12 protein-coding genes are annotated in these 14832 nt (G+C 74.3%); 9 read left to right on the top strand and 3 right to left on the bottom strand.

Going from position 1 to position 14832, the window contains the following annotated elements:
* Positions 1–268: 268 nt before the first annotated feature.
* Positions 269–943, bottom strand: a complete 675-nt coding sequence (locus ACSU6Z_RS04690; protein WP_437043135.1) for a lysophospholipid acyltransferase family protein — start codon at positions 941–943, stop codon at positions 269–271.
* A 427-nt stretch (positions 944–1370) separates the two neighbouring features.
* Between ACSU6Z_RS04690 and ACSU6Z_RS04685 the strand changes: the two genes are divergently transcribed.
* The 3 genes from ACSU6Z_RS04685 (at position 1371) to ACSU6Z_RS04675 (ending at position 3660) form a co-directional block, all read left to right on the top strand.
* Positions 1371–2537, top strand: coding sequence for a glycerophosphodiester phosphodiesterase (locus ACSU6Z_RS04685; protein ID WP_437043133.1), 1167 nt, complete (start codon positions 1371–1373; stop codon positions 2535–2537).
* Positions 2538–2610: 73 nt separating this feature from the next.
* Positions 2611–3105 carry an RNA polymerase sigma factor gene (locus ACSU6Z_RS04680; RefSeq protein ID WP_437043131.1) on the top strand — a complete coding sequence of 165 codons (495 nt, stop codon included), beginning with the start codon at positions 2611–2613 and terminating at the stop codon, positions 3103–3105.
* A gap of 57 nt (positions 3106–3162) precedes the next feature.
* Complete coding sequence (locus ACSU6Z_RS04675) at positions 3163–3660, top strand: GNAT family N-acetyltransferase (protein WP_437043129.1); 498 nt, start codon at positions 3163–3165, stop codon at positions 3658–3660.
* Between the two features lie 22 nt (positions 3661–3682).
* On the opposite strand, the gene ACSU6Z_RS04670 is transcribed toward ACSU6Z_RS04675, so the two are convergent.
* Both ACSU6Z_RS04670 and ACSU6Z_RS04665 read right to left on the bottom strand, forming a co-directional pair.
* Positions 3683–4138, bottom strand: coding sequence for a hypothetical protein (locus tag ACSU6Z_RS04670; RefSeq protein ID WP_437043128.1), 456 nt, complete (start codon positions 4136–4138; stop codon positions 3683–3685).
* A 1-nt stretch (position 4139) separates the two neighbouring features.
* Entirely contained in the window at positions 4140–4499 is a 360-nt protein-coding gene (locus tag ACSU6Z_RS04665; protein WP_437043126.1) for a hypothetical protein, read from the bottom strand.
* Positions 4500–5138: 639 nt separating this feature from the next.
* Here ACSU6Z_RS04665 and ACSU6Z_RS04660 point away from each other — a divergent pair.
* The 6 genes from ACSU6Z_RS04660 (at position 5139) to cobT (ending at position 14664) form a co-directional block, all read left to right on the top strand.
* The gene (locus ACSU6Z_RS04660; protein ID WP_437043124.1) at positions 5139–6203 is read left to right on the top strand and encodes a methionine ABC transporter ATP-binding protein; all 1065 of its coding nucleotides are present in this window, start codon (positions 5139–5141) and stop codon (positions 6201–6203) included.
* Positions 6200–6937 (top strand): methionine ABC transporter permease, encoded by a 738-nt coding sequence (locus ACSU6Z_RS04655; protein WP_437043123.1) that lies wholly within the window; start codon positions 6200–6202, stop codon positions 6935–6937. Before ACSU6Z_RS04660 ends, ACSU6Z_RS04655 begins: the two co-directional genes overlap by 4 nt.
* Before the next feature lie 83 nt (positions 6938–7020).
* A complete protein-coding gene (locus tag ACSU6Z_RS04650) occupies positions 7021–7848 on the top strand; it encodes a MetQ/NlpA family ABC transporter substrate-binding protein (RefSeq protein ID WP_437043121.1) in 828 nt (275 codons plus the stop codon).
* Positions 7849–8014: 166 nt separating this feature from the next.
* Positions 8015–8641: a GNAT family N-acetyltransferase gene (locus tag ACSU6Z_RS04645; protein WP_437043119.1), complete on the top strand. Its 627-nt coding sequence runs from the start codon at positions 8015–8017 to the stop codon at positions 8639–8641.
* Between the two features lie 137 nt (positions 8642–8778).
* Positions 8779–10008 (top strand): precorrin-6y C5,15-methyltransferase (decarboxylating) subunit CbiE, encoded by a 1230-nt coding sequence (gene cbiE, locus ACSU6Z_RS04640; protein ID WP_437043117.1) that lies wholly within the window; start codon positions 8779–8781, stop codon positions 10006–10008.
* Between the two features lie 405 nt (positions 10009–10413).
* Entirely contained in the window at positions 10414–14664 is a 4251-nt protein-coding gene (gene cobT / locus ACSU6Z_RS04635) for a nicotinate-nucleotide--dimethylbenzimidazole phosphoribosyltransferase (RefSeq protein WP_437043115.1), read from the top strand.
* Positions 14665–14832 lie beyond the last annotated feature (168 nt).

The following is a 14832-nucleotide window of genomic DNA, read 5'->3' as shown; positions in this document are numbered from 1 at the left end:
CGCGCACCGGGACCCGCGCCGCCGCGGCGGATTCCGGCGGGGGTGCGGCCGAGGGGGTCGGCCCGGAGGGCGGGCCCCGGCGGGAGCGAGCCCGGGACCGGCCCGGAAGGCGGGCGCCGGCGGAGGGTGCGCCCGGCGGCCCGGCCCGCGGGGCGCGCCCGGTGCGGTGGGGGCGAACCGCGGACCGGTCCCGAGGACGGCCGCCGGAAACGGCGACGGCGGACCGCCCGGGAGGCGGCCCGCCGTCCGTGTGCCCGGTGCCGACGCGCTACGCGGCCTTCTTCGCCTTCGTGGCGTACATGTCCACGTACTCCTGTCCCGACAGCCGCATGACCTCCGTCATCACGGAGTCGGTCACCGCCCGCAGCACGTACCGGTCGCGGTCCATGCCCTCGTACCGCGAGAACTCCATCGCCTCGCCGAAGCGGACCGTGACCTTGCCCGGCCGCGGGATGCCCCGGCCGCCGGGCTGGAGCTTGTCGGTGCCGATCATCGCGAACGGCACCACGGGCGCGCCGGTCATCAGGGTGAGCCGGGCGATGCCCGTACGGCCGCGGTAGAGGCGGCCGTCGGGGGAGCGGGTGCCCTCGGGGTAGATGCCGAACACCCGGCCCTCCTCCAGCACCCGGCGTCCGGTCATCAGCGCCGCCACACCGCCGTTCGCGCCGTCCCGGTCCACGGGGATCATGCCGACGCCGGTGAAGAACCACGCCATCAGCCGACCCTTGAGGCCCTTGCCGGTGACGTACTCGTCCTTGCCGATGAAGACCACCTGGCGCTTGGTGACCAGGGGCAGGACGACCGAGTCGATGAACGTCAGGTGGTTGCCGGCCAGGATCACCGGGCCGTCGGCCGGGATGTGCTCCGCGCCTTCCACCTGTGGGCGGAACATCAGGCGCATGATCGGACCGAGCACTGCCTTGATGATCGCGAAGCGGGACAACGGGCCCTCCGGTTGTCAAGAGAGTGGTCGAGCGGTGTCTGGGTGCGTCGAGGAATGCGGTGCGAGTCTGTGCAGGTGAGGACATTACTCGCGGCCCATGGGGGAACGCACGTCGGGTTCACCGAGGTCTTACACACTGTTGACGCGCGTTCACCTGCGTGGCCGCGCCGTCGTGCGGCGGCAACCCGGCCGGAACGATGTGAGGCACGTCGCGTCCCCAGGGGGTGAGCCCGCGGTGTCCGTCGTGGCCGTCCTCGTCGCCGTCCGCGTACCCCGCTCCGCCGCCGACAAGCCGACGATCCGTCAGAAATCGCCTCACGCACGTCACCCCCCGTCATCCCGGCGTTCCGCCGAGGGTCTCCCGCCCGTCACATGCGCGCCCCTACGATCGGCGCGCACCACAGGAGCCGACGGCAGGAGGGCGCTCATGGGAACGCAGGAGTCGAACGAGCGGGCGGGCGGGACCGGGCGGCGGACGCTCCTCGGCGCGGCCGTGCTCGGCGCGGGCGGAGCCGTCCTCGGCCTGCCCGGCGCGGCGGGAGCAGCCGGCGCCCGGCGCGGCGGCAGCGGCCTGAAGGGCCTGCCCGTCCCGACGGTCATCGGGCACCGGGGCGCCAGCGGCTACCGGCCCGAGCACACCCTCGGCGCCTACCAGCTGGCCCTGGACATGGGCGCCGACATCGTCGAGGCCGGCGACCTGGTTCCCACCAAGGACGGCCACCTCGTCTGCCGCCACGAACCCGAGATCGGCGGCACCACGGACGTCGCGGACCACCCCGAGTTCGCCGGCCGCAGACGGACCAAGACGCTCGACGGCGTGGTCACCACCGGCTGGTTCACCGAGGACTTCACCCTCGCCGAGCTCAAGACGCTCCGCGCCACCGAGCGCATCCCCGCCAACCGCCCGCACAACACCCTGTACGACGGCCGCTGGGAGATCCCCACCTTCGAGGAGGTGCTCCGCTGGCAGGACGAGCAGACCCGGCGGCGCGGCAAGCAGGTCTGGATCTACCCCGAGCTCAAGCACCCCACCTACTTCCGCGGCCTGGGCCTCGGCCTGGAGGAGCGGGTCGCCCGCGTCCTGCGCAGGCACGGCAAGGACGAGAGGAACTCCCCGGTCGTCCTGCAGTCCTTCGAGCCGACCAGTGTCCGGCGCCTGGCCAAGCTCGTCGGCAACCCGCTGGTCGTGCTGCTGTCCGGCGCCGACACCCGCCCGTGGGACTTCACGGAGGCGGGCGATCCGCGCACGGTCGCCGACCTCGTCACCCCCGAGGGCCTGAAGGAGATCGCCTCCTACGCGCGGGGCATCGGCCCGACCCTCGACCTGGTCATTCCGCGTGACTCCGCCGGCCGTCTGAAGGAGCCGACCACCCTCGTCCGCGACGCCCACCGGGCGGGCCTGATCGTGCACCCGTACACCCTGCGCAACGAGAACCCCTTCCTGCCCGCGGACTTCCGCAAGGGCACCGGCGCCGACGCCTACGGCGACGTCTTCGGCGCCTACCGGGCCTACTTCGCCACCGGCATCGACGGCATCTTCACCGACCAGCCGGACACCGGGCTGCTGGCCCGCGAGGACTTCGTCAACCGCTGAGCCCGACGACCCCGGTCGGGTGGCCTTCCGGCGTCCGGGCAACTCCCGCCCGGACGGCCGGGTCATAGCGCATATGACGCACGACCTGGTCGCCGTTCTGCGCCCACTGCTCACCGCCGAGGCCTCCGCGGAGGCATATGCGTCCGGGGCCGAACCCGGCGACCTGGAACAGGCGGTCTGGCTCCGCCTCCTGGAACGCCTGAGGGCCGACGGCCCGCCCCGCGACCCCCACGGCTGGCTGCGCAGCGCGGTCCGCTCCGAGGCCCGCCGCAGCCGCCGTACCGCCCGTCTCGAGCGGCCGTACGAGAGCGAACCCGCCGACGACGTCACCCGCGGCCCCGAAGCGCTCGCCCTGGCCACCGCCCGTCACCGGGCCCTGCGCGAGGCGGTACACCGCCTGCCCGGCCGCTGCCCCCGGCTGGTGGAGGCCCTGCTGTCCCCGAAGGACCTGACATACCGGGAGATCGCCGGGGAGTTGGGTATCTCACAGGGCAGCCTCGGGCCGGAACGCTCCAGATGTCTGGGATGTCTGCGGCGCCTGCTCACCCCGGAGATTGCGGCCCGCTGACGGCGGGGATAGGAGTGGGGGACGACAGGCGAGCAGGTGAGCGGGAGGCATGCGCACATGGGCATGAGCGTGACCATCTCTGCGGCGACCGGGCAGGATGCCGAACAGATCTTCCGGCTGCAGTACCTCTGCTTCCAGAGCGAGGCGGCGCTGTACGGCAACTACCGCATCGACCCGCTCGTCCAGACCCTGGACTCCGTCCGCGAGGAGGTCGCCGGGGACTGCGTCTTCGTGGCGCGGCTCGGCGACGAGGTGGTCGGATCGGTGCGCGGCCGGTTGACCGAGGACGGCGCCGCGTCCATCGGCAAGCTCTGCGTCCACCCCCGCCTCCAGGGGCACGGCATCGGCGCGCGCCTGCTCAGGGCGGCCGAGTCGGCCCTCGCCGAGGAGCACGGCGCCACGCACTTCCGCCTTCGCACGGGACACCGCGGCGAGGGCGGTCTGCGCCTGTACCGCCGCGCCGGCTACGAGGCGATCGGCACCGCGCGGGGCGCGGACGGCATCCCCATGGTCGTGCTGGAGAAGCGCGCGGGGACGTACGCGGCGACGGCCTGACCCGCGGGCCGCCCCCGGCCGCTCAGCCGGCGGTGTCCCGCCGCTGCCGGCGCGCGCCCCCGCGCAGCCAGTACAGGGCGGACAGGGGCAGCAGCACGGGGATGAAGAGGTAGCCCATCCCGTAGTCCGACCACACGGTCGCGTCCGGGAAGGCGGACGGATCGGCCAGGGTCCAGGTGCCCACGGTCAGCACACCCACCAGCTCGGCGGCGCAGCACACCAGCGCCGCCCTGCGGGCCCTCTCGCCGCCGCGCACCAGCGAGTACGTGATGAAGCCGTACACCAGCCCGGCCACCGCCGACAGGGAGTACGCGAGCGGCGCCCGGTCGAACCCGGTGGCGATCTGGTAGACGGAGCGCGACACCGCGCCCACGACCATCACGCCGTACAGCCAGACGAGCAGGATCCCGGGGCCGCCGACGAGGCGCGTTTGCGCCGGTCCCTCCCGCGTGTCCCGCCCGTACCGCGCGGCCGCCATCTCAGCCTCCCCAGATGTCGTGGAGCCGCACTTCCAGCACGGCCAGGACCACACCGCCGGCCGCGACCGTCACCGAGCCCCAGCGGGTGCGCTCGGCCAGCGACATGAATCCCGCCGCCGGGACGCACGCGAAGGCGCCCAGCAGATACGCCACGAAGATCGTCGTGCCCTGTTCCGGCTTCCCGCCCCGCGCCAGCTGCACGACGCCGACCGCCAGCTGGACCAGGGCCAGCAGCGTCACCACGGCCATCCCGATGAAGTGCCAGTCCTTCGTCGGCTGATCACGGTAGGCCGCCCAGCCGCACCATGCGGCGAGCAGCAGCGCGGCGACGCCGGTCGCCAGCGTCAGGACGTCAAGCATGGCAGCGACCCTATTACGGCCCGAAAGATCCCCGGTGCCCGGCCCCGGCAGCGGTCCGCGCCCGGGGACCGGGAGTCCGCGTGCGGGACGGCGACCGTGGTGTTGGCCACATCCCGCCTCGCCCGCCCCTTTCGGCGCGGGGCCGGCGGGCGGGCGGCCGCCGCCCCATCGATCCTGGTCGTCACCGGGGCCGGGTGCGTACCGCCCGTCCCCGGCGCGCGCCCGCCGGCCCGTCCGCTGTCCACATTGCGGACAGAGGTATCCGGCCGCATCCATATGTCTGCTTTACTGATCGCATGACCACGACGAGCGACCGCACCCCTGCGACCGAGGCGACCATGACGCCCGGTGCTCGTTGTCTGTGTACGCGTCGAATGTGCGCCTTCTAGAGGGCCCCTGCACCATCCGAGCCTCGCGCCCCGAAGCGAGTGCCGCTCGCGTCCGCCACCGCGCCCCCGTGCGGACGAGCGAGCCGCCCCCACTGCCGGACGGCACGGGGGGCGCCCCCCTCGCGCACACGTTTCTCCCCGGTTCGACCGCCCTGGCGAGAACCGTGCCGCGTTCCGAAGACCCCCGAAGAACAACGCCCGTGCCGGCGCCCACGCACGCGCCGCGCACTCGACAGTGACGGAAACCCACGTGATCACCACCACGGGCCTCACCAAGGTCTACCGCTCGCGCGGCCGTGAGGTCACCGCCCTCGACGGCGTCGACCTGCACGTCCGTGAAGGCGAGGTGTACGGCGTCATCGGCCAGTCCGGTGCCGGCAAGTCCTCGCTCATCCGCTGCATCAACCTCCTGGAGCGTCCCACCTCCGGCACGGTCACCGTCGCCGGGCAGGACCTCACCGCGCTCGCCGGCCGGGGACCCCGCGCCGGCCGGGAACTGCGGCAGGCGCGCAGCCGCATCGGCATGGTCTTCCAGCACTTCAACCTGTTGTCCACCCGGACCGTGCAGGACAACGTCGAACTGCCCCTGGAGATCCTCGGCGTCTCGGGCGGGGAACGGTCCCGCAAGGCGCTGGAGCTGCTCGACCTGGTCGGCCTCGCCGACAAGGCCAAGGCCTACCCCGCCCAGCTCTCCGGCGGCCAGAAGCAGCGCGTCGGCATCGCCCGCGCCCTGGCCGGCGACCCCAAGGTGCTGCTGTCCGACGAGGCCACCAGCGCCCTGGACCCGGAGACCACCCGCTCCATCCTGACGCTGCTGCGCGACCTGAACCGGCAGCTCGGCCTGACCGTCCTGCTCATCACCCACGAGATGGACGTCGTCAAGAGCATCTGCGACTCGGCCGCCCTCATGGACAAGGGCCGTGTCGTCGAGTCCGGCACCGTGAGCGAACTGCTCGCCACCCCGGGCTCCGAGCTGGCCGCCGCGCTGTTCCCGGTCGGCGGGGAGCCCTCCGCCGACGACCGCACCGTCCTCGACGTCACCTTCCACGGCGAGGCCGCCACCCAGCCGGTCATCTCCCAGCTCGCCCGCACCTACAACATCGACATATCGATCCTCGGTGCCGCCATCGACACCGTCGGCGGCCTCCAGATCGGCCGGATGCGCCTGGAACTGCCCGGCCGCTACGAGGACAACGTCGTACCGGTCGGCTTCCTGCGCGAACAGGGCCTGCAGGTCGACGTGGTGGACACGGCCGCCGCGGCCGACGCGGTGGACGACAACCGGCCCGTACCGGCGAAGGAAGGTGCCAAGTGACCTGGTCCGAGATGCAGCCGCTGCTGGAGCAGGCGTGTCGGGAGACGCTGGTCATGGTCGGCTGGTCGACCGTGATCGCCGTCGTGGCCGGCCTCCCCATCGGTGTCCTGCTCGTCCTCACCGACAAGGGCGGCCTGCTGCAGAACACCGTGGTGAACAAGGTCGTCGGGCAGATCGTGAACGTCGGCCGCTCGATGCCGTTCATCATCCTCATGGTCGCGCTGATGAGCTTCACCCGCTGGATCACCGGCACCACCATCGGCAGCGAGGCCGCGATCGTGCCGCTCGCCATCGGCGGCATCCCCTTCTTCGCCCGCCTGGTGGAGACGGCCGTCCGCGAGGTGGACAACGGCCTCGTCGAAGCCGTCCAGGCCATGGGCGGCAACACCTGGACGATCGTCCGCAAGGTCCTCGTCCCCGAAGCGCTCCCGTCGCTGATCGCCAGCACCACCACCACGATCATCGCCCTCATCGGCTACTCGGCGATGGCCGGCACCGTCGGCGGCGGCGGTCTCGGCGACCTCGCCGTCCGCTACGGCTACCAGCGCTTCGAGACCGGCCTGATGTGGATCACCGTGGCGATCCTCGCCGTCGCCATCTCCCTCATCCAGTTCGCCGGCGACTACGCCGCCCGCACCCTGCACCGCCGAGGCGGCCGCTCGGGCCCCGCGCCCAGGCTGCGGCTGCTGAAGGCCAAGGAACCCGCGGCGGCCGACGTCCGGAAGGCCGCGTAACCGCCGGGCACCCCCACGGACTCCCCGTTCCCGCCGCAACCGTGGAGACGGGGTCGCACCACCCACAAGGAAAGGCACTTTTCGTGCGTAACACCGCCAAGATCACCACCGCCGTCCTCGCCGCCTCGGCCCTCACCCTCGGGCTGACCGCCTGCGGCTCGGACAAGGGCTCCGCCTCCGACACCTCGGGACCGCTGGTCGTCGCCGCGACCCCCGTCCCGCACGCCGAGATCCTCACCTACGTCAAGGACAACCTGGCGAAGAAGGAGGGCCTCGACCTGGAGGTCAAGGAGTTCACCGACTACGTCACGCCGAACACGGCGACGGAGGACGGCTCGGTGGGCGCCAACTACTTCCAGACCGAGCCGTACCTGGCGGACTTCAACAAGAAGAACGGCACCCACCTGAAGTCCGTCGTCTCGGTGCACCTGGAGCCGCTCGGCCTGTACTCCAGGAAGGCCGACAAGCCCGGCGACCTGAAGAACGGTGCGACCATCGCCGTCCCCAACGACACCGTGACCGAGGCCCGCGCCCTGCAGCTGCTCGCCGCCAACGGACTCCTCACCCTCAAGGACGGCGTCGGCACCGAGGCCACCTCCGCCGACATCGTCGAGAACCCCAAGAACCTCAAGTTCAAGGAGCTGGAGGCGGCCCAGACCCCGCGCTCCCTGGACGACGTCGACGCGGCCGTCATCAACGGCAACTACGCCCTGGAGGCGGACCTCAAGCCCGCGAAGGACGCCCTCGTCCTGGAGTCCGCCGAGAACAACCCGAACGTCAACCTCCTCGTGGTCAAGGAGGGCAACGAGGACGACCCGCGCGTGAAGAAGCTCGCCAAGCTCCTCACCTCCCCCGAGGTGAAGAAGTTCATCGAGGACAAGTACGCCGGGTCCGTGGTCGCCTCCTTCTGACCCGCCGTCCCGCCACGCACGGGGTCGGCTCCGCCCGGCGGGGCCGACCCCCCTGGTGCGGTTCGAGGCTCCCATGCTGCATGCTGGGCAGTTCAGCAGGCCCTGACGGTCCGAAAGGCCCAAGGTCTCCCGGGTCTCCCAGGTCTCCCAGGTTACGGAGTGGCGCATGACGAGCACCTTCCCCGACATCTCCATCAGCACGGAGCGGTTGGTGCTGCGCCCCCTGGAGGCGGACGACGTCCCCGCCCTGGCCGCGATGATGAACGACGAGCAGGTCGCCGCCTGGACCGACGTCCCGCGTCCCTTCACCGAGGACGGAGCCCGCGCCTGGGTCACCGAGCACGCCCCGGCCCGGCGCGCCGCCGGCCGCGGACTCGACCTCGCCGTCGCCGAGTTCCTCACCCAGCGCCTGGTCGGCGTCCTCCAGCTCACCAGGACCGACTGGCACGTACGCTCCACCGAGCTGTCGTACATCATCGCCCCCTGGGCGCGCGGCGAGGGCTACGCCTCGGAGGCCGCGCTCGCCACCGCCCGGTGGCTCTTTCACGACCAGAAGTTCGAACGCATCGAACTGCGCACGGCCGCCGACAACACCGCCTCGCAGCAGGTCGCCCAGAAGATCGGCTGCATCAGCGAGGGCGTCCTGCGCAACGCCTGCATAGCGCACGTCCGCGCCGAGGACGGCACCTGGACCGACGTGCGCACCGACTTCATCGTGTGGAGTCTGCTGCCCGAGGACCTGGAGGGCGCGGGCGGGCATCCGGCCGGCACCGGCTTCACCGACTGGAACTGACCGGCCCCCCACCGGCCCGAACGGCCCCACGGGCGACGCCACCGCCGCGCCCGGCCGCCGCACCGGGTAACCTCACCAAGCCCGCCCACGGGCGTTTCCCGTAACGATCTGCGCAAAACACCTGGAGACTGACGACGATGGCCGACCGGGTCACGGTGATCGGCTGGGACGGTTCGCCGCTGACCGCCGCGGCACGCGCCGCGCTCGGCGCCGCCACCCTCGTGGCCGGTGCCGCCCACCACCTCGCCCTGCCCGAGGTGCCGCCCACCGCCGAACGCGTCCGCCTCGGCAGCGTCGCCCTCGCCGCCCGCCGCATCGCCGCCCACCGCGGCACGGCGGTCGTGCTCGCCGACGGCGACCCCGGCTTCTTCGGTGTCGTACGGACCCTGCGCGTCCCCGAGTTCGGCCTGGAGGTCGAGGTCGTCCCGGCCGTCTCCTCCGTCGCCGCCGCCTTCGCCCGGGCCGGCATGCCCTGGGACGACGCCCAGGTGGTCGTCGCCCACCCCCGCACCCTGCGCCGCGCGGTGAACGTGTGCCGGGCCCACACCAAGGTGGCGGTCCTCACCGCGCCGGGCGCCGGCCCCGCCGAACTCGGCCTGCTCCTGGAGGGCGTCCACCGCACCTTCGTCATCTGTGAGGAACTCGGCACCGCACGCGAACGGGTCACCGTCGTCACCTCGGACAAGGCCGCCGACCACACCTGGCGGGACCCCAACGTCGTCATCGTCATCGGCGGCCCCAGCGGTCCCGGCGGTCCCGGCGGGCCCGGGGCCGGCGCGGACGGCGGCTGGACCGCCGGACGCGATCCGGCCGCCGGCCCCCGCGGCTGGTCGCTGCCCGCCGAGGCGTACGGCGGCGGCCTCGGCGAGGGCGAGACCGACCTGCTCCGCACGGTCCAACTCGCCCGCCTCGGACCGCGCCTGGGCGACCTCGTGTGGGACATCGGCTGCGGCAGCGGCGCCTTCGCCACCGAGGCCGCCCGCGGCGGCGCCGCCGTCATCGCCGTCGACCGCGACCCGGACGCCTGCGCCCGCACCGAGGCCACCGCCCGCCACTTCGGCGTCCAGCTCCAGACGGTCTGCGGCACCGCCCCGCACGTCCTGGAGGACCTCCCCGAACCCGACGTCGTCCGCGTCGGCGGCGGGGGAGCGGCCGTGGTCTCCGCGGTCGCCGACCGCCGCCCGCAGCGCATCGTCACGCACGCCGCCACCCGCGACGCCGCCGAACTCGTCGGCCGCGACCTGACCGAGCACGGCTACGTCGTCGAATGCGCCCTGCTGCAGTCCGTCGGCCTCGACACCCGGGCCTGGACGGAGAAGGAACGCAGTGTCGCCTTCCTGCTCAGCGGAGAGCTGCCACGGCGCTGAGTGGCCCGTCGAGGGGTGGTGGCCGAGGGTGGCGGACGGGGCCGCCGACCGCGCCCCGTGATCCTGTTGTCATACCGCGCGCGGTAGGCTGGCCGATCGTTGTACCGCACCGGGGCACCCGGCCATCCATCGGCCGGCGCCCCGAAGGCATGCCTGTTCCGGGTGGGGTGCGGTACGGCACAACCGGAGGGCGCGCAACGTGGCGCAGTCCACAGCGGGCTGTCGTGGATCACGCTGTCGTGACGGGGAGACGACCGCGACAATGCCACCGAGTGGCTTTGTCGTCTTTTCCGGCGGGTCGTTCGTGCCGCTCGGCACGCGCGCTCGTTCTTCACTGCGGGCGGTCGGTGCGCCGTTCCGGGTGAGCCGGCCGTAGAAGGATTGACCGATGGGCGAGGGGTACGCATGACCGACACCGGCCAGATCCCGGGCGAGGGGCTGCCGGAGAACGCAGGCATGGCGGAACAGCCGGGTGTTCCCGCGCCCGACGCGTACGCCTACCTCTCCGAGACCACCGCCGAGGACGAGGACCTGCTGCTGCCGGGCGCCCGGGGCGCCTGGGGCCACGAGGTCCCGCCGCCCCCGCCGGAGCCGGTCGTGGAGGCCGTGCACGAGCCGGGCCCGCACGAGATGTCCGGTCGTGACAGCGGCTCGGTCGACCTCGGCGCCGTCCGTCCGCCCGCCGCGCCGCGCCGGCCCCTGCACCTCGGGCCGCCCATCCCCGACACCTCCGCGAGCCCGGTCCGCTCCCTCGCCGACCGCGGCCCCGCCGACGCGCCGGTACGGCAGCCCGGCGCGCAGGCCACCGCTCCCGAGCAGCAGGACGCCGCCCCCCACGCGGCGGCGCCCTGGGGCGCGCAGGTACCGGTGGGCTCCCCGGCCCCGGCTGCCGAAACGGTTGTTCCGGCGCACGCCCCCGTCCCCGGGCCGGGCGGCGCGGCCCAGGCCGTCGTGGCCCGCGTGGCGTCGGAGGCGGCCACCGCGACGGCGGAGCAGCCCGCGGAGGCCGGCCCCGCCGTGACGGCCGAGGAGACGGGTGCGCCCGCCACGGGCACCGACGGCGCCGGGGAAGCGGTGGCCGCGGACGCCGTGGCCCTGCCGAACGACGGTGCCGCCGTGCGGGACGCGCAGGCTGCCGAGCCGGCCGAAGCCACCGAAGCGCCCGAGGCCGTCGAGGACGCCGCTGCCGCCGGGACCGGGGCACCGGACGCCGCCGCGGCCGCGCCGGCCGAGGGCGCCGCCGTCGAGCAGCCCGCGGGCGCCGACGCGACGGTGCCCGGGCAGGTCGCGGAACCCGGTGCCGTCGAGACGGTGCCGGCTGCGGAGGCCGGGGACGGCGCGTACGAGGCACAGGTCCCGCAGGCCGGGGACGACGCCTTCGCCGGTGCCGACGTCCCGGAGGTCGGGGCGACGGGCGGCCAAGAGGCCGGCCCGGCCGCGCACGGCGCGACCGCTGCCGAGGCCGGGGAGCCCGCCGCTGCCATGCCGGTCGCGGAGTCGGGTCAGGAGGCCGCCGCTGCCGCCGCTGCCGCCGGTGAGGCCGGACCCGACGCCGAGGCGGCCCAGGATCGCGAGACGGCCGTGCACGAGCCGGGTGCCGCGCCGGACGCCGGGACCGGTGCCCTGCCGGAGGCCGTGACGCCCCCCGAGGCGGTCACGCCGGCGGAGGCCGGACCGGCGGACGAGCCGCAGCAGGACGCCGCGGCGTCGGACGCCGTACCGGCCCCGGAGGGGGCACAGGCCCACGGGGCCGTCGAGGCGGCCGAGGGCGCCGCTCCCGCCGCCGAGGCCGCCCAGGCGCCCGAGGACGCCCCCGTCCGCGGGACCGCCGAGGCTCCGGAGGGGGCGGCTCCCGTCCCCGAGGCCGCCCCGGTTCCGGAGCACGTGCAGGCCCCCGACGCTGTGCAGGTTCCTGAGTACGTGCAGGTCCCCGAGGCCGCGCAGGCCCCCGAGGCCGCCCCGGTTCCGGAGCACGTGCAGGCCACCGACGCCGTGCAGGCTCCTGAGTACGCGCAGGTTCCGGAGCACGTGCAGGCCCCCGAGGCCGCCCCGGTTCCGGAGCACGTGCAGGCCACCGACGCCGTGCAGGCTCCTGAGTACGCGCAGGTCCCTGAGACCGCCCCGGTTCCGGAGCACGTGCAGGCCACCGACGCCGTGCAGGTTCCTGAGTACGTGCAGATCCCCGAGGCCGCGCAGGTTCCCGACGCCGTCCAGGTCCCCGGCACCGCCGAGGAGCAGCCCGCCGCCGGGAGCCCGGCTCCCGAGCAGGCCCCCTCGGACGCCGGGCCCCAGGACGCCCCCGCGTCCGACGTGCCCGGTCCCGGCCCCGAGGCCGTCCAGCCCGTGCCGTACGCGCCGGATCCGGCTGCCGTCGCCGGGCACGAGGACGCCGGCCAGGGAGCGGCCCGGCCGTCCGGCACGGACCCGGGGCCGACCGAGGGCGCGCCCTGGGCCCACACCGTCCCGCCGGCCCAGGGACCGCAGTCCATCCCGGCCGTCCAGCCGGGCGGCGCGGCCCAGCCCGCCGCGGCCGCGCAGGCGCCCCTCGCCGCGGCGCCGGACGCGGCCCCGGTCGCTGCCTCCCCGGCCCCTGCCGACCGGGAGACCGCCCCCGAGGGGACCGTCCACGAGGAGGCCGCCCCCGCACCCGCGACGGCCCCGGCGGGCCCGCCGCCCCACCCGGACGGGACGCTCGCGGAGCCCGTCCCGGTCGAGGGCGGGGCGCCGGCCACCCCGCACCCCGCGCCCGCCCCGGAGGATCAGCAGGCGGCGCACCCCGCCGCCACGGTCCCCGCCCCGCGCGAGGCCGACCCCGAACCCGTACAGAACGCGGACGACCTGGACACCCGGGCCGCCGACCAGGAAGACCAGGAAGACAGCGCAGTGAGCACGGCCGCAGGGACGGAAGCACGACAGTCCACCGCCCCGGCCGCACCCGCCTACGACGACGTCGAACGCGAGGCCGTCCTGAAGGTCATGCGCGAACGCCGCGACATCCGCAACGGCTTCCGCAGCGACCCCATCCCGCACGAGGTGCTCCTGCGCGTCCTGGAGGCGGCCCACACCGCCCCGTCCGTCGGCCACTCGCAGCCCTGGGACTTCGTCGTCATCCGCTCCGCCGACACCCGGCGCGCGATGCACGAACTGGCCATGCGCCAGCGCGAGGCGTACGCCCGGTCGCTGCCGAAGGGCCGCGCCAAGCAGTTCAAGGAACTGAAGATCGAGGCCATCCTCGACACCCCGGTGAACATCGTCGTCACCGCCGACCCGACCCGCGGCGGCCGCCACACCCTGGGCCGCCACACGCAGCCGAAGATGGCGCCGTACTCCGCCGCGCTCGCCGTGGAGAACCTCTGGCTCGCCGCCCGCGCCGAGGGCCTCGGCGTCGGCTGGGTCAGCTTCTTCGACGAGCGTGAGATGGTCCGTGCCCTCGGCCTGCCCGAGCACCTCGAAGTCATCGCCTACCTGTGCGTCGGCTATGTCGACGCGTTTCCCGACGAGCCCGAGCTGATGCAGGCGGGCTGGTCCAAGCGCCGCCCGCTCTCCTGGGTCGTGCACGAAGAGACCTACGGCCGCCGCGCCCTGCCCGGGGAGGAGCCCCACGACCTGCTTGCCGAGACCGTCGCACAGATCCGCCCGCTGGACGCCAAGGCCCTCGGCGAGGCATGGGAGCGACAGAAGCGCATGACCAAGCCGGCCGGGGCACTCGGCATGCTGGAGATCATCTCCGCGCAGCTGTGCGGCCTGTCCCGGCAGTGCCCGCCGCCGATCCCGGAGCCCGCCGCCGTCGCGGTCTTCGCCGGCGACCACGGGGTGCACGCCCAGGGCGTGACCCCCTGGCCACAGGAGGTCACGGGCCAGATGGTGGCCAACTTCCTCGGCGGGGGAGCGGTCTGCAACGCCTTCGCCACCCAGGTCGGCGCCGAGGTCTGCGTGGTCGACGTGGGCGTCGCGGCCGACCTGCCCGCCACGCCCGGCCTGCTGCCCCGCAAGGTCCGCGCGGGCACGGCCGACATGACCACCGGCCCCGCGATGACCCGCGAGGAGGCCAAACGGGCCATCGAGGTGGGCATCGAGACCGCCCGCGACCTGGTCGCCGCCGGCAACAGGGCCCTCCTCACCGGCGAGATGGGCATCGCGAACACCACCGCGTCCGCCGCCCTGATCTCCGTCTTCACGGGCGCCGACCCGGCCGAGGTCACCGGCCGGGGCACCGGCATCAACGACGAGACGCTGGCCCGCAAGACGGAGGTCGTCCGCCGCGCCATCGAACTCCACCGGCCCGACCCGGCCGACCCCGTCGGCGTCCTCGCCGCGATCGGCGGCCTGGAGCACGCCGCGATGGTCGGCCTGCTCCTGGGCGGCGCGTCCCTGCGCACCCCGGTGATCCTGGACGGCGTCAGCGCCGGCGCCGCCGCGCTGGTGGCCCGCGCCATCGCCCCCGAGGTGCTGGCCGCGTGCATCGCGGGCCACCGCAGCGCCGAGCCCGGCCATGTGGCGGCCCTGAACAAGCTGGGCCTGCGCCCCCTGGTCGACCTCGACCTGCGGCTCGGGGAGGGCACGGGCGCGCTGCTGGCCCTGCCGATGGTCCAGAGCACCGCGCGGGCGATGCACGAGGTGGCGACGTTCGATTCGGCGGGAGTGACGGAGAAGTAGCCGGGGGGGGCGGCCACGCCGCCCCCCGGGTCCGCGGAACGGCGCCCACCCACCGGACACCCGGACCACCCCGCCCACCCCCGCCTTAAAATCGCATGTCAGCACCACTGCCGTCGGTACCGCGCACGCCCGTGCCGCCGCACCGCCCCAGGCCACCGCACCGCCGTA

The organism is Streptomyces sp. enrichment culture (genome assembly GCF_964273145.1).
Classification (GTDB): domain Bacteria; phylum Actinomycetota; class Actinomycetes; order Streptomycetales; family Streptomycetaceae; genus Streptomyces.
This window is presented reverse-complemented; position numbering and strand designations above follow the sequence as displayed.